Source organism: Parviterribacter kavangonensis (assembly GCF_056863335.1).
The window spans coordinates 2272730-2291379 of the sequence record NZ_JBXPJA010000001.1 but is presented as its reverse complement, the minus strand read 5'-3'; the positions used below and the strand labels follow the sequence as shown (position 1 = coordinate 2291379).

Genomic DNA, 18650 nt, shown 5'->3' with positions numbered 1-18650 from the left:
CGGTCGGATGCTCGTCATGGTCGGCTTCGCGCTGTCGTGCTTCGGGCTGCTGCTGTTCCTCTGGCTCGCGTTCGGCGGCCCGATCCCGCTGAAGCCGAAGGGCTACCAGTTCAAGGTCTCGTTCGCCGAGGGCACGCAGCTCGCGGTCGAGGCCGACGTCCGCATCTCCGGCGTGCCGGTCGGCAAGGTCAAGACGATCGAGACCGACAAGGCGACTGGCCGCAGCACGGCGACGGTGCAGATGGAGGAGAAGTACGCGCCGATCTCCAAGGACACGAAGGCGATCCTGCGGCAGAAGACGCTGCTCGGCGAGACGTACGTCGAGCTGACGCCGGGCAACCCGAAGACCGCCGGCCTCGTGCCGGAGGGCGGGGCGCTGCGCACGTCGCAGGTGTCTCCGACGGTCGAGCTCGACGAGATCTTCCGCGCGTTCGACAAGAAGACGCGCGACGCGTTCGGGACGTGGATGCAGACGCAGGCGGTCGCCACGAAGGGCCGCGCGCGCGACATCTCCGACGCGCTCGGCAACCTCGAGCCGTTCGCGCAGGACGCCGACGTGCTGCTGAAGATCCTCAACTCGCAGGCGCCCGCCGTCCGCCAGGTCACGCGCAACACGGGTGCCGTGTTCGACGCGCTGAGCGAGCGCCGCGGCCAGCTGCAGGGCGCGATCTCCAACGCCAACCAGGTCTTCACGACGACGGCGCAGCGCGACGCCGACCTGCAGGCGATCTTCCGGATCCTGCCGACGTTCAACCGCGAGTCGACCGAGACGGTCAACCGGCTGACGCAGTTCGCCAAGGACACGAACCCGCTCGTCAACCAGCTCAAGCCGGCGGCGCGCGAGTTCTCGCCGACGCTCGAGCAGCTGCGCCTGCTCGCGCCGGACCTCAAGGGCCTGTTCACCGACCTCGATCCGCTGATCACGGCGTCGAAGAGGGGCTTGCCGGCGACACGGCAGTTCCTCGCCGACCTGCGCCCCGCGCTGGGCGAGTTCGACCCGCTGCTCAAGCAGCTGAACCCGATCCTGAACTACCTGAGCGAGTACCGCGACGAGATCCGCTCGTTCTTCTCGAACGTGCCGGCGGTGACCCAGGCGACCACGCCGGACGGCGTGCACTACCTGCGCACGGAGAACCCGGTCAACCCGGAGAACCTCGCCGTGTACCCGCGGCGGCTCGGCTCGAACAGGACGAACCCGTACATGACTCCGCGCGGCTACGAGAACCTCAAGTCGGGTGGCCTGTTCAGCTTCGAGACGCGCCACTGCGGCAACGGCAACCCCGTCACGGGCGCCACGGAGGACCTCGCGAACGCGCTGCAGGCCGTGCTGCCGATCCTCCAGTCCGTCACGCAGCCGGACGACAACCCGCTGACGCCCGACCCGCCGACGCCGAACTCGCTGGCCACCAACATCCTGTCCTACGCGTTCAACAACGCCGGCCGCGAGACCCCGGCGCCGCCGTGCCGCCAGCAGCCGAAGTTCCAGGTCAGGGAAGGCAAGTTCGTGAGCTCCGGCGGCGAGGTCACGCAGTACCCGCACGTGCGCGAGGCGGCCTCGAGCACGCGCGTGCCGAGCGGCTGATCGGGATCGCCTGATGCTGCGTCGCGTCGTCGGCTTCGCGGCGCGCCGGCCGGTGCCGGTGCTGCTGGTGACGATCGCGCTCACGCTGCTGGGCGCGGGCCTGGCGCTGCGCCTGGAGCCGAGCACGGGCATCGACGCGCTCGTCGGCAAGAGCAGCGCGAGCGCGAAGGCGACCGACCGCTACCACCAGAAGTTCGGCGAGGACGCGGTCATCATCCTCGTCCGCGAGAAGCTGACCGACCTCACGCTGACGTCGGACCTCGCGCGCGTGCTCGGGCTCGAGGGCTGCCTGTCGGGCAACGTGCCGGCGAACGTCGTGCCGCGCGGCGGGCGGAACGGGCCGTGTGCCGAGCTGGGTCGGACGAAGCCGGTCAAGGTCGTCTTCGGCCCCGGCACGTTCATCAACGAGTCGGTCCGGCAGCTCAGCGAGGAGTTCATCCGCCAGAACCGCGACGCGGCGCAGCGCGCCGACCGCGCGGCCGAGGCGGCGCGCAAGCTCGCGAAGGCGAACGGGCGCAGCGACGCGGAGGCCAAGCGGCTCGCCGACCAGGCGCGCCAGCTGGTCAACGCGGAGTTCACGCGCAACGTCGTGCGGCTGGCGCTGAAGTACGGGCTGCGCAGCGAGCCGCGCCTCGATGACCCCAACTTCGTGTCGCGGCTCGTCTTCGACTCGGCGAAGGAGGCGGGGACGCCGAAGGCGCGCTTCGCGTACCTGTTCCCGAACAAGGACTCGGCGCTCGTCCAGGTGCGGCTGAAGTCCGGCCTCTCGGACGCGCAGCGCACGCACGCGCTCGAGCTGGTGCGCCGCGCGGTGGCGATGCCGGACTGGAAGCTCGAACGCGGCGGGCAGTACGTGGTGACCGGCGCGCCGGTCGTCCTCGTCGAGTTGGCCGCCGAGGTCCAGAGCTCGATCGTCGTGCTGCTGATCGCGGCGTTGCTCGTGATGGCGGCGACGCTGGCGCTCGTGTTCCGCGCGTCCCTGCGGCTGCTGCCGCTGGTCGTCGCGCTCGCCGCCACGGCGCTGACGTTCGGCGCGCTGTCGCTGGCGGGCGCGTCGCTGACGATGGGCTCGATCGCGGTGCTGCCGGTGCTCATCGGGTTGGCGGTGGACTACGCGATCCAGTGGCAGTCGCGCGTGGGTGAGGCGGGCGGCGACCTCGACCGGGCGGCGCGGTTCGGAGCCCCGACGCTGGTCACCGCCGCGGCGGCCACGATGGCGGGGTTCCTCGTGCTCGTGCTGTCGCCGGTGCCGTTGGTGCGCGGCTTCGGCCTCCTGCTCGTCGTCGGCATCGTGCTGGCGCTGGCGGTCGCGCTCGTCGCGGGGACGGCCGCGCTGGTGGCGGCGCGGCGCGGCATCGCCGCGCCCGAGGCGCTGGCGTCCGCGGGCCGCGGAGCGCGCGACCTCGTCGCCGCGCCGGTGCGGGGCGCCGGGCGGGCGATCGGGCGGTCGGCGCCGTGGCGCGGCGTGCGGTCCGGCGCGGGGCGCGTGGCGGGCGGCGCCGTGGGGGTCGCGCAGCGCCACCCGTCGCGGCTGCTGGCGGTGGCGGCCGCGCTGGCCCTCGGCGGCTGGGTGCTCGACACGCAGACGCGCGTGGAGTCCGACGTGCAGAAGCTCGTCCCGCAGGACCTGCCAGCGCTCGTGAACCTCGAGGCGCTGCAGAAGTCGACGGGAGTCGGGTCGAACCTCGACGTCATCGTCGACGCCGACGACGTCGCCGATCCGAAGGTCATCACGTGGATGACGACCTACCAGCGCGACGTGCTCAAGCGCTTCGGGTACTCGGCCAAGCGCGGCTGCGGGCAGGCCGAGCTGTGCCCGGCGTTCTCGCTGCCCGACCTCTTCAGCACGGCGCCGTCGTCGGAGTCGTCGGTCAAGGCGCTACTGGACGCGGTGCCGCCGTACTTCTCGCAGAGCGTCGTGTCGCCGGACCGGCGCACGGCGACGATGGCATTCGGCATCAAGCTCATGCCGCTCGAGCGCCAGCAGGAGCTGATCGAGACGATGCGGCGCGAGCTCGACCCGCCCGCGGGCGTGCGCGCGCAGCTCGCCGGCCTTCCGGTGCTGGCCGCCGAGGCGAACGAGCGGATCTCGTCGCACTGGCGCCGGCTGCTGCAGGTGCTCGTCGGGCTGCTCGCCGTGTTCGTCGTGCTGCGACTGGCGCTGAAGGAGACGCGGCGCGCGATTATCCCGCTCGTGCCGATCGTGCTCGCGACCGGGTGGTCGGCGCTCATCCTGTTCCTGACCCGCATCCCGCTCAACCCGATGTCGGTGACGCTCGCCGCGCTCGTGATCGCGATCTCCACGGAGTTCAGCGTGCTGCTGTCCGAGCGCTACCGGCAGGAGCGCGCCGACGGGCACGAGCCTTCGGAGGCGCTGCGGCGGACGTACTCGTCGACCGGCGCCGCGGTGCTCGCGTCGGGCGCGACGGCGATCGCGGGGTTCGCGGTGCTGATCGTGTCGGAGATCCGGATGCTGCGCGACTTCGGCCTCGTGACCGTGCTCGACCTGACGGTCTCGCTGCTGGGCGTGCTGGTGGTGCTGCCGGCCGTGCTCGTGCTCGCCGAGCGCGGCGTCGCGCTGTCGCTGCCCCGGTTGCGGAGGAGAACCGGTTTCGCCCTCCCGTCCTCGCAAGCTCGGACGTCCGGTCGACGTCACGGATGAGCGCCCCCTCGCCGCCGCCCGCGAAGCCGCCGGGTGCCAGCCGGTACACGTGGTTCCTCGGCGTCGTGGCGTTCCTGCTCGTCGTCCTCGTCACCGTCAACTCGTTCCGCACGGAGGGCGTGTCGCCGGGCGGGCCGAACGCGGGGGCGGAGCTCGCTCCCTTCGCCGTCCCGCTCGCCGCCTCCGACCTCGAGGGGGACGCGAACGTCGCGCGCGAGGACGGCCAGGACGACGCCGGCGAGATCGCGGCGTGCAAGGTGCGGCGGCCCGACGTGCTCAACGTCTGCCAGCTCGCCGAGCGCGGCCCCGTCGTCCTCGCGATCTTCCCGACGGAGGCCGAGCGCTGCCGCGGGATCCTGCGCCAGTTCGCCCGCGTCGCCCCCGCCGTCGACGGCGTCCAGTTCGCGGCCGTCGGCTCGCGCGGCAACCGCGACGACCTGAGCGGGAACTGGCCCTTCCCCGTCGGCTACGACGCCGACGGCGCGGTCGCGAGCATCTACGGCCTCGTCGGCTGCCCCCAGGTGACCTTCGCGCGCAAGGGCGGCAAGGTCGTCCGCACGACCCGCCAGTCGCTGCCCGACGAGGAGATCGCGAGGCTCGCGAGGTCGCTCCGGTGAGCGGCCCCGACGGCGACCCTCAGCCCGGCTGGGTCTCCCCGGACGTCGCGGAGGAGCTGCCGGACCTCCGCCTGTGGTCCCTCCGGGTGGAGGCGCGGCCGGGACGGTCGTCGGCGGGGATGAAGGAGCGGCTGCGGGTGCTCTCGAACCGCTTCGGCGGCGCACGGGCGATCGCGCTGCGCACCGATCCGATCCCGCACGCCTACCGCGTGTTCTTCCGCCACATCGGGCTCGATCCGGACGTCGAGCGGACGCCGGTCGAGAAGGCGGTCCTCGAGCGGCTCGTGCACGGCGGGTTCGAGGCGACGAACCGCGTCGACGACGCGCTGCTGGTGGCGGTCGTCGAGACCGGCGTGCCGGTGTGGGCGTTCGACGCGTCGAAGGTCGACGGGCCGCTCGGGATCCGGCTGACCGGCCCGCGGGAGTCGCTGGGGCGCGACGCGGAGGCGCCGCCGCTGCGCGAGGGGCGCCTCGTGGTGGCCGACGCCGCCTCACCGCTGGCCGAGCTGTTCGGCGATCCGGCGCCCGGTCATGGCGTCCACGACGACACCGAGGCGATGCTCCTCTTCACGGTCCAGCCCGGCGGCGTGCCCGCGATCCACGTCGAGGAGGCCTTGTGGCTGGCCGCCGAATCCTTGTCAGAAGGTCCCGGATAGCGCTACCGTTCAGGCATGGCCGCGCTTCCGGAGCAGATCGGGCTCCATCGCGTCGAGACCGTCGGGGTGGACGAGGCGGCTGCGCGTCGCACGCTGCGCCGCCAGATCGCCGACCTCGAGCGCAAGCTGGGCGAGACGTTCGTCTCCGCCTTCCCGCGCATGGCCCTCGAGGTCCGCGTCGGGCACGCCGAGCCGGGCCCGCGGATGCTGTCCCTCGGGGAGCTCGAGGCGCATCGCGACGCCCTGCAGGCGCGGCTGTCGGATGCGCGCCGGCACCTCGAAGTCCGGGGTTCGTACGAAGAGCGCAACCGCGCTCTCCTCGAGCGGATGCTGCTCGAGCCCGGCCGGTACAAGTTCGCCCGCCTCCGCAACGCGGACCTCGGCGAGGGCGGCTGCGGCGTCTGGCAGGTGCGCCCGCGGCTGGGCATCATCGGGATGCTCGCCGGCTGGTGGCACGTGAAGCTGTCCTCCGGCTGTCCGTTAGCCACCTGACATCCCGCCGGTCGCTGCGCTCGACGCGTCTCGTTGCCGTGCTCGAGCGCCCAAGAAGAAGCGGCGCGGAGGCGCGGCGGGAAGGGTGTCACGCGGCGGTTTCGCGGTCATCGATCGCGCCGGAAACCGACGGTGCCGCGTGAGGCGTTCCCGCGGGAACGCGCCGGAGCGTGTGGCTCGGCGACGCCGGGTGTCGGGGTAGGCTGCGGTCGCATGGGTCGGCGGAGCCGCAAGCGGACGACGGTGCCTCGCGCCGCGGCGACGCCGTCGCCGGCGGCGCCCGCTCCGGTGCCCGCGACCCCGCGGCCGAAGGCGCGGCTGGACGAGGCTCCGAAGGCGCCGTGGCATCCGTTCCCTCTGGTCGAGCTGGCGATCTTCTGCGGGCTGGTGCTCGTCATCGCAGCGTTCGCGGTGGGCGGGAGCGCGCGGCCGGTGCTGCTGTTCGGCGGGCTCGCGCTGGTGTCGATCGCCGCGCTGGAGCTGGCGATCCGCGAGCACTTCGCGGGCTACCGCTCGCACAGCGCGCTGCTGGCGGGGCTGACCGCGATCGGCGTCGCGATGCCGCTGTGGTGGACGCCGGTGCCGCAGGAGGCGATCCTCGTGGTCGCGCTCATCGCCGGAGGGTTCGCGTTCCGGGCACTGCGAAATGGCTTCGCCAAGAAGGCGGGAGGGCTGAAGTGGCGGGCATGAGTCCGGAGAGCGGCTGGAGCGGCGAGAGCGGCGCAGTGAGCGGCGCCGGTGGCACGAGCGGCGCCGAGAGTGGCGCGGGCGGCGCGGTGAGCGGATACGGCGGCGACGAGCCGCGGCGGATGCGGCTGACGGGCCTGCACCACCTCACCGCGGTCGTGCGCGACCTCGAGCGGACGACGGCGTTCTACCGCGACGTGCTGGGGCTCTCGCTCGTCCGCCAGGGCGTCAGCGACGACGACCCGAACGCGCGGCACTTCTGGTTCGCGCTCGGCGACGGCGGCCCGGGCAGGCTCATCTCGTTCCTCGAGTACCCCTCGCTGCCGACCGGGACGGTCGGGACGGGATCGGTGCAGCACTTCGCGTTCGCCGTCGGGTCCGCGGAGGAGCAGGACGCCTGGCGCGACTACCTCCGTGAGCGCGGCGTGCAGACGACGGACGTCTTCGACCGCGGCGGCCTGCGCTCGATCTACGTGCGCGACCCCGACGGCCACGTGGTCGAGATAGCAGTCGACGGGCCGGGGATCCTCCCCGGCCCGCCGCCACCACACGCCTCCTGAAGCCGGCCGCCCGGACGCCGGGACGGCCTCGGGGCCCCCTTACTCGCGGATGCTCCGCCCGGTCGTTCCGAGCAGCGCCGCCAGCGCCAAGCGCTGGCGTTCCGTCAGTGAGCCGATCGTCTTCGTCTCCGAGACGGGAAGCTGGCCGAGCACTCGGCGGCACCGCTGATGACCCCAGCGCCGCTGGCTCATGAGCAGGTCTGCTACGGCCATGCTCTCCGCCTCCCACGGTGACTCCAGGATGACGTCGCCCGCGGTGATCTCCCCCAGTGCCACGCGTCGCTTGAGCTCCGCGCGAGCCAGCCGCACCTCGTTGGCGCGGTTGAGCGCACGTAGGTGCTGCGGCGCAGGGGCGATCGTCGCTGTCGCGTTCATTCCCGTGTGTTCCTCCCCGCCGGCCAGCCGGGCCGGCTCCCTCATGTGTGAATTGCCTCTCGGCGCCGAGCGACGACGCGGGTCCCCGGGAGGTCGACCGGTCGGCACGGGATGCCCCCTCCCGTACTGCTCACCCGGCCGGCCGAAGCCTCCGTCCCACGTCTCGTCGACGCGATCGCGAAGGTACGCAGACGGTCACAACTCGTCAACATGACCTGGACCGGGACTTGTGCACAGAGCGGGCTTTTCGTGCGAAGTCTCCACCCCCGGTCGAGATGTCGAGGCTGGCGCCCCGACGGTCACGATCCGAAAACCGGTCTTAGCTATGAGGGAGCGGCCCGTGCTCCGCCTCGAAGGCCGCCTTGACGTCGGCGAACGTCTCGAGCGCGCGGTCCAGCGTGGCCGGGTCGTGGGTCGCCATGACGCTCGTGCGCAGCAGCGCCCCGCCGGGCGGCACGGCGGGGTGGATGGCGACGTTCGCGTAGACGCCGGCGTCGTAGAGCGCCTTCCACAGCAGCACCGCCTTCCAGTCGTCCTCGACGAGGACGGGGACGATCGGCGTGACGACGTCGTGCTCGATGACCTTGTAGCCCAGCCCGCGCAGCCCGTCGCGCAGGTGCGTCGCGTTGGCCAGCACCTGCTCCATGAGCGCGACGCCCTCCGGCGACCGGATGACGCGCAGCGCGGCCAGCGCGGAGCCGAGCGACGCCGGCACGTTCGAGGCGGTGAAGAGGAACGACCGCGCGTTGATCCGCAGGTACTCGAGGACCTCGGACGGCCCGGCGAGGAACCCGCCGCAGGAGGCGAGCGACTTGGAGAACGTCCCCATGCGCAGGTCGACGCGGTCCTCGACGCCGAGCAGCTCCGCCGCCCCCGCGCCCCGCGCGCCGAGCACGCCGGCGCCGTGCGCCTCGTCGACCATCAGCCGCGCGCCGTGCCTGCTCGCCAGGTCGGCGATCTCGGCGAGCGGGGCGACGTCGCCCTCCATCGAGAACACGCCGTCAACGACGACGAGCACGCCGCCGCCGTCGCCCTCCGCGCGCTCGAGCTGCTTCTCGAGCTTGTCGAGGCGCCCATGGCGGAACGGCCGCAGCTTCGCGCGCGAGAGCAGGCAGCCGTCGAGGATCGACGCGTGGTCGGCCGAGTCGGCGATGACGGTGTCGCCCGGCGCGAGGATCGTGCCGAGCGTCCCGAGGTTCGCCTGGTGGCCCGTGGAGAACACGATCGCGTCCTCGGTGCCCATCCACTCGGCGATCTCCCGCTCGAGGTCGAGGTGCAGCGGCGTCGTGCCGTTCAGCAGGCGCGACCCGGTCAGCCCCGTGCCGTACCGCTCCACGGCGTCGAGCGCGCCCTGCTTGACGCGCGCGTCGCCCGTCAGGCCGAGGTAGTTGTTCGACCCGAGCATGATCCGCTGCCGCCCCTCGACCTCCATGACCGGCATGGCGGGCGACTCGATGAGCCGGAAGTACGGGAGGAGGTCCGCCTCGCGCGCCGCGCGAAGCTGCTCCTCGCGCTCATGACCTCGGACCTTGGCGAAGACGTCGACCTGCGTGGGCATTCGGATAGGGTCGCACGCCCTGTGGCCGTCACGGTCGAACCAGTCACCTCGCGCGCCGGGCTGAACGAGTTCATCGAGCTCCCGTTCCGGCTGCACGGCGACCATCCGGCGTGGGTCCCGCCGCTCCGGCTGGAGCGCCACCAGTTCCTCTCGCGGCGGATGAACCCGTTCTTCAAGCACGGCGAGGCGCGGTACTTCCTCGCCCGCCGCGACGGGCGCGTGGTCGGGCGGATCTCCGCGCAGGTGGACCACGCGTTCAACGCGTACCACGGGTCGCACTGGGGCTGGTTCGGGTTCATCGAGCTCGAGGACGACCCGGAGGCGTTCGCGGGCCTCATCGGGGCGGCGGAGGCATGGCTGCGGGCACGCGGCTGCGACAAGCTCGTCGGGCCGGCCGACTTCACGATGAACGACGAGAGCGGCATCGTGATCGAGGGCAACGACCTCGAGCCCTACATCCGCCAGCCGTGGCACCCGCCGTACTACCAGCGGCTGTGCGAGGACGCGGGCCTGACGAAGGCCGTCGACCTCCTCATGTGGCACCTGCACATCGGCGACCGCGGCAAGATCCTGCCGATCATCCACGACCTCGACCGCGCGGCCCGCGAGGAGCACGGGATCACGATCCGGCGGATGACGCGGCGCACGCTGCGGCGCGACATGGACGCGTTCGCCGAGGTCTACAACGCGGCGTGGTCGCGCAACTGGGGCTTCGTGCCGTACTCGAAGGAGGACCTCGACGCCTACGCGGCCGAGCTGCAGCTCGTCTTCGACCCGAACTGGTTCATGATCGCCGAGACCCGCGACGGCGAGGTGGCCGGCGTGGCGATGAGCCCGCTCGACGTCAACCAGGTGCTCAAGAAGACGAACGGGCGGCTGCTGCCGTTCGGCTGGTGGCACTTCCTCAACCGAGCGCGCCTCATCGACCGCGTCCGAGTGGGGTTCCTCGGCGTCCACCCCGCGCATCAGCACACCGGCGTGGCGGCGTGCTTCTACATCGAGCACTTCGACACCGCCGAACGGCGCCCCCAGAGGGAGGGCGAGCTCGGCTGGATCCTCGAGGACAACCCGATCAACCAGGGGATGGCGGCGCTGGGCGGGCGCGTCGTCAAGCGCTACCGGGTCTACGAACGACCCATCGCGGCGACCGACTAAGCTCCGCCGGACGTGAGCGACGTCGAGCACATCGAGACCGCCGAGGTCGTCGCCTCGGAGCCGCGGCCGGTCGTCGCGGCCAAGCCCGTGGGCACGGTCGTCAAGCAGGCCGCCGCCCTCGGCGCGACGACCTTCGTGGCCGGGGCCGGGATCGCCGCCCTGCTGCGCGGCCGCAGCAGCCGCAAGGCGATGCGCCGCTTCAGGCGCGGCCGCCGCGACCTGCCGGTCGTCGCCACGCGGTCGTTCCTCGTCGACGTGCACCTGCTCGACCCGCGCCGCTAGACGGCGGCGGGACCGGCCGTTCGGCCGTCAAGGCGCGCGCGCAGCGTCCGACCACACGGGGTGCGCATGTCCCCCCGCGTCCTCAACCGCGCCCTCGTGGTGCTGGCCATCTTCGCCGTGTCCGGAACCGTCTGGCTCGTCGGCCGCACGCAGCGCGAGACCGTCTCGCAGTCGTTCGCTCAGACGCAGGCGGCCGAGGGGATGCTCACCGCGATGCTCGACCAGGAGACCGGCCTGCGCGGCTACCTGCTGAACGCCAAGCAGGAGGAGTTCCTCGAGCCCTTCAACAACGGGATCGAGCACTACGACGACGCGCTCCTGCGTCTGCGCCGCCTGACCGATCCCGAGGACCGCCGGACGCACGCGCTCATCGACGACACCGACGTCGCAGCGCGGGCCTGGACGGCGAAGGCCGAGCGCCTTCTCGCCGACGTGCGGGCCGGCGTCGAGCCGGAGGCGCCGCTGACCGAGTCGATCTCGCGCAAGGCGGTCATGGACGGCTTCCGGCGCGCCGACGCCACGCTGTTGGGACGGCTGGCGGAGCGCCGGCAGAGCGCGCTCGACAGCGCCACGCGCTCGTCCGCCTTCCTCGTGCTGCTGCTGGGCGGCGTGTTCGGCTTCGTGGGCTGGCTCGTGTTCGGCCGCCGCGCGTCCGCCCGGGCCCGTTACGACCGCGCCGAGTCGCGCCGCCGGGAGGCGCAGGCCTCCTTCGCCCGCGCGCTGCAGTTCATGGACAGCGAGTCCGACGCGCACGATCTCGTCAAGCGCCACCTCGAGCGCACGCTGGACGGCACCGACGTCGTAGTGCTGCAGCGCAACAACAGCGCCGACCGGCTCGAGGCCGTGACCGCCGTCGGGGCCGGCTCCGCGCTGGCGGCCGAGCTCGTCGACGCGGCGCCGCGCGACTGCCTCGCCGTGCGGCTGGGCCAGACGTTCTCGAGCGCGGAGAACCAGCTGCTCGAGTGCTCGCTGTGCGGCAAGGCGGCGGCCGAGCTGACGACGTGCACGCCGCTGCTCGTCCAGGGCGAGGTCATCGGCGCGATGCAGGTCAGCCACGACGAGCCGCTCGACGACATCTCCCTGCAGGTCCTCGACGACACGGTCGCCCAGGCAGCGCCGGTGCTGGCGAACATGCGCAACCTCGCGATCGCGGAGCGGCGCGCGGCGACGGACGCGCTGACCGGGCTGCCGAACCGGCGCGCGATCGCCGACACGCTGCGGCGCATGGTCGCGCAGGCGGCGCGGTCCGGCCTGCCGATGGCCGTCATCGCCGTCGACCTCGACCACTTCAAGCGCATCAACGACCACTTCGGCCACGACAAGGGCGACGACGTCCTGTCGGCGGCGGCGCGGACGTTCGCCGCGACGCTGCGCGCGAGCGACTTCGTGGGCCGTCAGGGCGGCGAGGAGTTCATCGCGCTGCTGCCCGACACCGACCTGGCCGGCGCGGTGCAGGCGGCCGAGCACCTGCGTGCCGCGACCGAGGCGATCGCGGTCGACGGGGTCGGCGTCCCGATCACCGCGAGCTTCGGCGTCGCGTCGCTCCCCGGCGACGGCGGCGACGCCGACCAGCTCATGCGGCGCGCCGACCGCGCGCTCTACGCGGCGAAGGAGCGGGGGCGCAACCGCGTCGAGACCGCCGCCGCCGTCGCGGCCGAGTTGCCGCAAACTGCGGCCTGATCGCACGCCTCGTTGCCGTCCCGCCGGTCACGGCCGTAGGTTGCGGGCCGATGGTCGAGCAGCGCATCGAGGTGGAGCCGAGGTGGGCGTTCCGGATGCCGGTGATGAACGGCGCGGACGGCGTCGTCGTGCGCCGCGGCGGGGCCATCATGCGGCTGCTGCACGTCGAGGGCGAGCCGGTCGTCGTGCGCGCCGCGCAGACCGGCGTGAAGCGGGTCCTGCTCGGCGCCGAGGCGGAGACGGCGGACCTGTGCGACGAGGGGCTCGCGCGGATGCGCTTCGCGCTCGGGCTCGACGACGACCTGCGCGAGTTCCACGAGCGCTTCCGTTTCGACCCGCTCATCGGGCCCGTCGTGCGCCGGACGCCGTGGCTGCGCGCGATGCGCCGCGCCGAGCCGTTCGAGGCGCTCGCCTGGGCGGTCACCGAGCAGCTGATCGACTTCCCGCGCGCGGCGCGGATCCAGCGGCGGATCGTGCGGCGGCTCGGGCGCCGCTGCGAGCGCACCGGGCTCCTCGACCTGCCGTCGGCGGCGACGCTGGGCGGCCAGTCGCCGGCGCTGCTCGAGTCGTTCGACCTCGCCGCGCGGCGCTCGATCGCGATGGTCCGCGTCGCTCGCGAGGTCGCGGCGGGCCGCGTCGACCTGCGCGACCCCGACCACGAGCGCGGGTGGCGGCGGCTGCGGACGATCCCGAACATCGGGCCGTGGACGACGGAGATCCTCGCCCTGCACGGGCAGGGCCGCCACGACGTCGTCCCGGCGGGGGACCTCAACTTCATCAAGCTCGTCGGCCGCCTGCAGACGGGCAGCCCGCACGCCCGCGCCACCGAGGACGAGGTGCGGGAGTTCTTCGCGCCCTACGGCGAATGGCAGGGGCTGGCCGCGACCTACGCGGTCAGGAGTCCGGTGTCGGGCCCTCTCCGGGCAGGAACTCGTTCGTCAGCGCGCCCGACTGGTCGCGTCGTTGCTGCGTGAGCAGCTGGTTGTCGCGCATCCAGCGCGCGTAGGCCGCCCACTCGCCCGGGTCCTGCCAGCCGTACGGCTTGCCGTCGTCCTCGGGGAAGAAGACGGGCAGCGTCGCCTTCAGCTGCGCCTCCTGCAGCTTGCGGTCCAGGTCGGGGTTGGCCTTGACGAGCGGGTCGATGCCCGCGTTCGGGTCGTCCTGCAGCGCGGCCGCTCCGCGTGACAGCGCGTAGAGGAACCGGCGCAGGACGGCGCCCCGGTCGCGGGCGTCGGCGCGGCGGGCGACGATGACGAGCTCGTCGTAGGGCGGCACGCCGAGCTTCTCGAGCCGCAGGATCGAGGGGTCCTTCTTGCGGCGCTCGAGGTCGACGCCCTCGATGTTCCAGAACGCGCCGAGCGTCGCATCGACGCGGTCGTTGAGCATCGCCGGGACGAGGTTGAAGCCCACGTTGACCGTCTTCACGCGCGCGGGGTCGACGCCGGCCTCGTCGAGGATCGCCTTGAGGTAGGCGTCCTGATACGGGATGCCGGCGGTGCCGACCGTCTTGCCGTCGAGGTCGCGCGCGCTCTTGACCGCGTCCTTGCCGACCGACATGACGGAGGTCAGTGGGCTCTGCACGAGCGCGCCGATCGAGACGACGTCCGCGCCCTTGTCGCGCGCGAGCAGCACCTCGGGCTCGTAGGAGATCGCGAGGTCGACCTTGCCGGCCGCCAGCAGCCGCAGCGGCGCGGCCGGGTCGGCGGGGGTCTGGAACTTGACGTCGAGATGGGCGTCGCCGAACGCGCCCGTCCCCTGCGCCGCGTACAGCCCGGCGTGGTCGACGTTCGGCAGGTAGTCGAGCGCGAGCGTCAACCGGTCGGTCGCCGGCGTACCGGTCTGTTCGGGCTGCTCGCGCTCCCCGCAGGCGGCCAGGGCGAGCGCGAGGACGGCGAGCAGGACGGCAGGGACGGTGCGGTTCAAGGGACGGGTCCTCCGGAGGGTCGATCCAGCCACGGCGTGAGCCGGCGCTGGAGCAGGTGCAATGCGGCGAAGAGGGCGACGGCGAAGACCGCCAGGACGACGACGGCGGCGTAGGCCCGTGCGACCTCGAGCTGCGGCAGCGCCTGCAGCATGAGGTGGCCGAGGCCCTCGCTGGAGCCGGCGTACTCGGCGAAGACGGCGCCGATGACCGCCACGGCGACGGCGACCTTCGCGCCGCTGAGCGCGGCGGGCAGCGCGGCGGGCGCCTCGGCCCAGCGGAACGCCTGCCAGCGGCTCGCGTCGAGCGTGCGCAGCAGCTTGAGCTGGTCGGCCTCGACGCGGCCGAGCGCGTCGAGCGTCGTGACGACGATGGGGAAGAAGCAGACGAGCGCGATGATCGCGAGCTTCGGCGCGATCCCGAACCCCCACCACGTGACGAGCAGCGGGGCGATGATCACGATCGGGACGGCCTGGGAGGCAACGAGCAGCGGGTACATCGCGCCGCGCGCGGTGCGCGAGAAGTGCAGCAGCACCGCGAGGCCGAACCCGACGACGAGCGCCACGAGGATCCCCAGGCCGACCTCCGCCGCGGTGACGAGGAAGTTGTCCCACAGCAGCCCGCGGTCGTCGGCCAGCGTCTCGGCGATCGTCGTCGGCGCGGGGAGGACCAGCTCGAAGTCGGCGCCCTTCGCGCGCGCGTAGATCTCCCACACGGCGAGGAGGGCGAGGAAGAGCACTACTGCGGGGACTCTCCTCAAGTGACCATCTCCAGCGCCCGCTCACGAAGGGACACGACCTCCGAGTCGGTGCGGCGACGGGGACGGGGGGTGGTCACCGCGAGCTCTCCGACGATCCGGCCGGGCCGGGGGGAGACGATGACGACGCGGTCAGCGAGGAGCAATGCTTCCTCGACGTCGTGGGTCACGAGGATGACGGTTCTCGGTTCGCGCGCGAGCGCGCCTGCGAGCCAGCCCTGCATCTCCGCGCGCGTCATCGCGTCGAGCGCGCCGAAGGGCTCGTCGAGGCACAGGACCGGCTTGCCGGCGAGCAGCGTCCGCAGGAAGGCGACGCGCTGGCGCATGCCGCCGCTCAGCTCGTTCGGCCGCGCGCGCTCGAAGCCGGCGAGGCCGAACTCGGCGAAGAGGGGACGGGCGGCGGCGCGCGCGTCCTCGCGGCCGCGGCCGTGGATGCGCAGCGGCAGCGCGGCGTTGTCGAGCGCGGTCAGCCACGGCAACAGCGAGTCGCGCTGCGGCATGAGCACCGCGTCGTCGGCGCGGACGGCGCCGGCGGACGGCTCGCCCAGCCCGCAGACGAGCTCGAGCAGCGTCGTCTTGCCGCAGCCGCTCGGGCCGACGACCGCGACGACCTCGCCGCGCGCGACGGCCAGCGACACGCCCGCGAGCGCCTCGACCGCGCCGAAGCGCTTGTCCACCGCATCCAGCCGCACGGCCACCTCGCGGCTGCGCGGCGCGTCGTCGACGGCGGATGTCGTGATGGCTCCCTCCGCGGGCATTACCCCACAGGTTCGAAGGGTCGGCGCGGGTCGTCGCGCCCTCTCAGCCGGCCGTCTCCCGCCAGCCCCCCGTATCGCCTACAGGTGGTCAGACTACCGGCCCATGGCCTCGCCCATCACCGTTCCGCCGTACGACGTCGCCGACGACGTCCCGGTCGACCCTGACCGCACGGCGCTGATCGTCGTCGACATGCAGAACGACTTCGTCGACTCGCGCGGCTCGCTGCACGTGCCCGACGCGGCCGGCACCGTCCCGGCGATCGCGGGCCTCGTCGAGCAGGCCCGCGAGGCGGGGATCCGCCGCGTCTTCACGCGCGACACGCACGACGAGGGCGACCCGGAATGGCGCATCTGGCCCGAGCACGCCCGGCGCGGCTCGTGGGGCTGGCAGATCGTCGACGCCCTGACCCCGCGCGACGACGAGCTCGTCATCGACAAGGTCCGCTACGACGCGTTCTACGGCACGCACCTCGACCACCACCTGCGGCTGTGGGGCGTCTCACGGGTGATCGTCTGCGGCACCGTCGCGAACATCTGCGTCCACTACACGGCCGCCAGCGCGGCGCTGCGCTGGTACGACGTCGTCGTCCCGCGAGACGCGATCTCGGCGCTCGAGCCGTTCGACATCGAGTCCTCGCTGCGCCAGACCGCGTTCCTCTTCGCCGGCACGGTCACGACCGCCGGCGCGATCCGGGTGGCCGCGTGAGCGAGGCGGCCGAGGATCGCGAGGACCTCAAGGAGGTCCTCGACCGGCGTGCGCTGACGCTCGACGAGGCGCGGCCCGACGCGGTCGAGAAGCGCCATGCGACCGGCGGGCGGACGGCGCGGGAGAACGTCGCGGACCTCGTTGATCCGGGCTCGTTCGTCGAGTACGGGCGCTTCGCGATCGCGCCGCAGCGCCAGCGGCGGGAGCTCGACGACCTCATCCGCCGTACGCCGGCGGACGGGATGCTCGCCGGCACCGCGCGGATCAACGGCGAGCTCTTCGGCGAGCGGGCGGCGTGCGCGGTGCTCGCGTACGACTACACGGTCCTGGCCGGCACGCAGGGCGCGCTCGGCCACAAGAAGAAGGACCGCATGTTCGAGCTGATCGAGCGCATGCGGTTGCCGACGGTCTTCTTCGCCGAGGGCGGCGGCGGGCGGCCGGGGGACACCGACGTCCCGGTGGTGTCGGCGCTCGACACGCGCGCGTTCGCGCTGTGGGCGAAGCTCTCCGGGCTCGTGCCGCGGATCAGCGTCGTGCACGGGCGCTGCTTCGCGGGCAACGCGGTGATCGCCGGCTGCTCGGACCTCATCGTCGCGACGAAGGACGTCTCGCTCGGCATGGGCGGGCCGGCGATGATCGAGGGCGGCGGGCTCGGCAAGGTGCACCCGGACGAGGTCGGCCCGGCCGACGTCATGGTCCGCAACGGCGTCATCGACGTGCTCGTCGACGACGAGGCCGAGGCGACCGCGGTGACGAAGACGCTGCTCGCGTACTTCCAGGGCGTCACACCGCCGGGCGAGGCGCCCGACCAGACGCGCCTGCGCGACCTCGTTCCCGAGCGTCAGCGCCGCGCCTACAACGTCAAGCCGATCATCGAGACGCTCGCCGACGCCGGGTCGGCGACGTTCCTGCGCGAGAAGTTCGCGCCCGAGATGGCGACGGCGTTCATCCGGCTCGCGGGGCGGCCGGTCGGCGTGATCGCCAACGACACGCGCTACATGGCGGGCGCGATCACCGCGGAGGCGGCCGACAAGGCGGCGCGCTTCATGCAGCTGTGCGACGCGTTCGGCCTGCCGATCCTCTCGCTCGTCGACACGCCGGGGATGATGGTCGGGCCGAAGGCGGAGGCGACCGGCCTCGTGCGGCACACGTCGCGGCTGCTCGTCACCGGCGCCGCGCTGCAGGTGCCGTTCGTCGCGGTGATCCTGCGCCGCGGGTACGGCCTCGGCGCCCAGGCGATGGTCGCCGGGTCGCTGCACGAGCCGCTCCTGACCCTGGCGTGGCCGACCGCCCACCTCGGCCCGATGGGCCTCGAGGGAGCGGTGAAGCTCGGCTTCCGGAAGGAGCTCGAGGCGATCGCCGACGATGAGGAGCGCGCCCAGCGGATCAAGGACCTCGTCGCCCTCGCCGAGCGCAACGCCCGCGCGCTCAACGCCGCGACGCTCTTCGAGCTCGACGACGTCATCGACCCGGCCGAGACGCGCGACCTGATCGCGGCGACGTTCGCGGCCGCCGCGCTGCCCGAGCGGCCGACGCACGGCCACCGCTTCGTCGACACCTGGTGACTCAGCGCGCGGCCCACGCGGCCGCGCCGTCGCGGAGCATCGCGGGGTAGACGATCCGGTGGCGGAACGGCCGGATCGCGGCCATGTACGCGTCGCCGAGCAGCCCGTTCGGCTTGACGAGCACCGCCATCTGGGCCCGGTACGCGCCGGCGCCGTCCGGCACCCAGCCGAGATGGAGCACGCCGTGCATGGTCCGGTTGGCGATCTCGGCGGCCCACTCGTCGTCGAGGAGGTAGAGGGAGCGGAACGGCAGGCCGTCGACGTCCGGCCCGCGCTTCGCGGTGCGGAGGTCGTCCGGCAGCCGGTCGTGCAGCGTCGCGACACGCCCGCCGAGGCCGCCCTTGTCGTCGTCGAGCCCGAGCATCCCACCGACCTTCCACCGCACGGCCCACAGGAGCCGGGCGAGACGGGAGGAGCTCTCCTGACCGCCGCGTCGCGCGAACAGCTCCACCAGGCGGGGGAACTCGTCCTCGCCGCCGCTCATCGGGAGCTGCCAGACGTCCTCCAGCCGGAAGTCGCGCGTGAGCTCGTGGATCCGCCACGGCCGCGACGTGTGGGCGCTGTCGGGGAGCTGCATCGGAACGCCTCCTTCGGTCGCCTCCATCGTCCCGCCCGTGAGCCGGCCCGGGTGTGCGAT

General features: G+C 73.0%; 19 protein-coding genes. 13 read left to right on the top strand and 6 right to left on the bottom strand.

The annotated features are described in order from the left end of the window. Positions 1 to 7: 7 nt before the first annotated feature. From AC1UE4_RS11730 to AC1UE4_RS11700, 7 genes are all read left to right on the top strand, one after another. Positions 8 to 1582, top strand: coding sequence for an MlaD family protein (locus AC1UE4_RS11730; RefSeq protein WP_482917408.1), 1575 nt, complete (start codon positions 8 to 10; stop codon positions 1580 to 1582). Positions 1583 to 1595: 13 nt separating this feature from the next. Beyond that, on the top strand, positions 1596 to 4244 hold the full coding sequence (locus AC1UE4_RS11725) for an efflux RND transporter permease subunit (protein WP_482917407.1): 2649 nt from the start codon (positions 1596 to 1598) through the stop codon (positions 4242 to 4244). Continuing rightward, positions 4241 to 4861, top strand: coding sequence for a TlpA family protein disulfide reductase (locus tag AC1UE4_RS11720; protein WP_482917406.1), 621 nt, complete (start codon positions 4241 to 4243; stop codon positions 4859 to 4861). The genes AC1UE4_RS11725 and AC1UE4_RS11720 overlap by 4 nt, the downstream gene beginning before the upstream one ends. After that, positions 4858 to 5517 (top strand): phenylalanine--tRNA ligase beta subunit-related protein, encoded by a 660-nt coding sequence (locus AC1UE4_RS11715; protein ID WP_482917405.1) that lies wholly within the window; start codon positions 4858 to 4860, stop codon positions 5515 to 5517. The genes AC1UE4_RS11720 and AC1UE4_RS11715 overlap by 4 nt, the downstream gene beginning before the upstream one ends. Positions 5518 to 5532: 15 nt before the next feature. Continuing rightward, complete coding sequence (locus AC1UE4_RS11710; RefSeq protein ID WP_482917404.1) at positions 5533 to 6009, top strand: hypothetical protein; 477 nt, start codon at positions 5533 to 5535, stop codon at positions 6007 to 6009. Positions 6010 to 6222: 213 nt separating this feature from the next. Next, positions 6223 to 6699, top strand: coding sequence for a hypothetical protein (locus tag AC1UE4_RS11705; RefSeq protein WP_482917403.1), 477 nt, complete (start codon positions 6223 to 6225; stop codon positions 6697 to 6699). Beyond that, positions 6696 to 7256 (top strand): VOC family protein, encoded by a 561-nt coding sequence (locus AC1UE4_RS11700; protein ID WP_482917402.1) that lies wholly within the window; start codon positions 6696 to 6698, stop codon positions 7254 to 7256. Before AC1UE4_RS11705 ends, AC1UE4_RS11700 begins: the two co-directional genes overlap by 4 nt. A gap of 39 nt (positions 7257 to 7295) precedes the next feature. Here AC1UE4_RS11700 and AC1UE4_RS11695 read toward each other — a convergent pair whose 3' ends face one another. Together AC1UE4_RS11695 and AC1UE4_RS11690 are read right to left on the bottom strand one after the other, a co-directional pair. Further along, positions 7296 to 7631 (bottom strand): integration host factor, actinobacterial type, encoded by a 336-nt coding sequence (locus AC1UE4_RS11695; RefSeq protein ID WP_482917401.1) that lies wholly within the window; start codon positions 7629 to 7631, stop codon positions 7296 to 7298. Positions 7632 to 7950: 319 nt separating this feature from the next. After that, on the bottom strand, positions 7951 to 9189 hold the full coding sequence (locus AC1UE4_RS11690) for an aminotransferase class I/II-fold pyridoxal phosphate-dependent enzyme (protein WP_482917400.1): 1239 nt from the start codon (positions 9187 to 9189) through the stop codon (positions 7951 to 7953). Positions 9190 to 9210: 21 nt separating this feature from the next. Here AC1UE4_RS11690 and AC1UE4_RS11685 point away from each other — a divergent pair, with 21 nt between their 5' ends. The 4 genes from AC1UE4_RS11685 (at position 9211) to AC1UE4_RS11670 (ending at position 13280) form a co-directional block, all read left to right on the top strand. After that, positions 9211 to 10344: a GNAT family N-acetyltransferase gene (locus AC1UE4_RS11685; RefSeq protein WP_482917399.1), complete on the top strand. Its 1134-nt coding sequence runs from the start codon at positions 9211 to 9213 to the stop codon at positions 10342 to 10344. Positions 10345 to 10356: 12 nt separating this feature from the next. Next, positions 10357 to 10626: a hypothetical protein gene (locus AC1UE4_RS11680; protein ID WP_482917398.1), complete on the top strand. Its 270-nt coding sequence runs from the start codon at positions 10357 to 10359 to the stop codon at positions 10624 to 10626. A 66-nt stretch (positions 10627 to 10692) separates the two neighbouring features. Beyond that, positions 10693 to 12306: a sensor domain-containing diguanylate cyclase gene (locus AC1UE4_RS11675; protein ID WP_482917397.1), complete on the top strand. Its 1614-nt coding sequence runs from the start codon at positions 10693 to 10695 to the stop codon at positions 12304 to 12306. 50 nt (positions 12307 to 12356) lie between these two features. Beyond that, positions 12357 to 13280: a DNA-3-methyladenine glycosylase family protein gene (locus tag AC1UE4_RS11670; protein WP_482917396.1), complete on the top strand. Its 924-nt coding sequence runs from the start codon at positions 12357 to 12359 to the stop codon at positions 13278 to 13280. Here the strand turns inward: AC1UE4_RS11670 and AC1UE4_RS11665 are convergent. The 3 genes from AC1UE4_RS11665 to AC1UE4_RS11655 are packed head-to-tail and all read right to left on the bottom strand — an operon-like array spanning position 13201 to position 15742. After that, positions 13201 to 14229 carry an ABC transporter substrate-binding protein gene (locus AC1UE4_RS11665; RefSeq protein ID WP_482917395.1) on the bottom strand — a complete coding sequence of 343 codons (1029 nt, stop codon included), beginning with the start codon at positions 14227 to 14229 and terminating at the stop codon, positions 13201 to 13203. The genes AC1UE4_RS11670 and AC1UE4_RS11665 overlap by 80 nt on opposite strands. Beyond that, a complete protein-coding gene (locus AC1UE4_RS11660; protein WP_482917394.1) occupies positions 14226 to 14966 on the bottom strand; it encodes an ABC transporter permease in 741 nt (246 codons plus the stop codon). The genes AC1UE4_RS11665 and AC1UE4_RS11660 overlap by 4 nt, the downstream gene beginning before the upstream one ends. Before the next feature lie 17 nt (positions 14967 to 14983). Continuing rightward, complete coding sequence (locus AC1UE4_RS11655) at positions 14984 to 15742, bottom strand: ABC transporter ATP-binding protein (protein ID WP_482917393.1); 759 nt, start codon at positions 15740 to 15742, stop codon at positions 14984 to 14986. 103 nt (positions 15743 to 15845) lie between these two features. Here AC1UE4_RS11655 and AC1UE4_RS11650 point away from each other — a divergent pair, with 103 nt between their 5' ends. Beyond that, positions 15846 to 16448, top strand: coding sequence for a cysteine hydrolase family protein (locus AC1UE4_RS11650; RefSeq protein ID WP_482917392.1), 603 nt, complete (start codon positions 15846 to 15848; stop codon positions 16446 to 16448). Then, entirely contained in the window at positions 16445 to 18013 is a 1569-nt protein-coding gene (locus AC1UE4_RS11645) for an acyl-CoA carboxylase subunit beta (RefSeq protein WP_482917391.1), read from the top strand. The genes AC1UE4_RS11650 and AC1UE4_RS11645 overlap by 4 nt, the downstream gene beginning before the upstream one ends. Before the next feature lies 1 nt (position 18014). Here the strand turns inward: AC1UE4_RS11645 and AC1UE4_RS11640 are convergent, their stop codons facing one another. Continuing rightward, entirely contained in the window at positions 18015 to 18590 is a 576-nt protein-coding gene (locus AC1UE4_RS11640; protein ID WP_482917390.1) for a DUF2867 domain-containing protein, read from the bottom strand. Positions 18591 to 18650 lie beyond the last annotated feature (60 nt).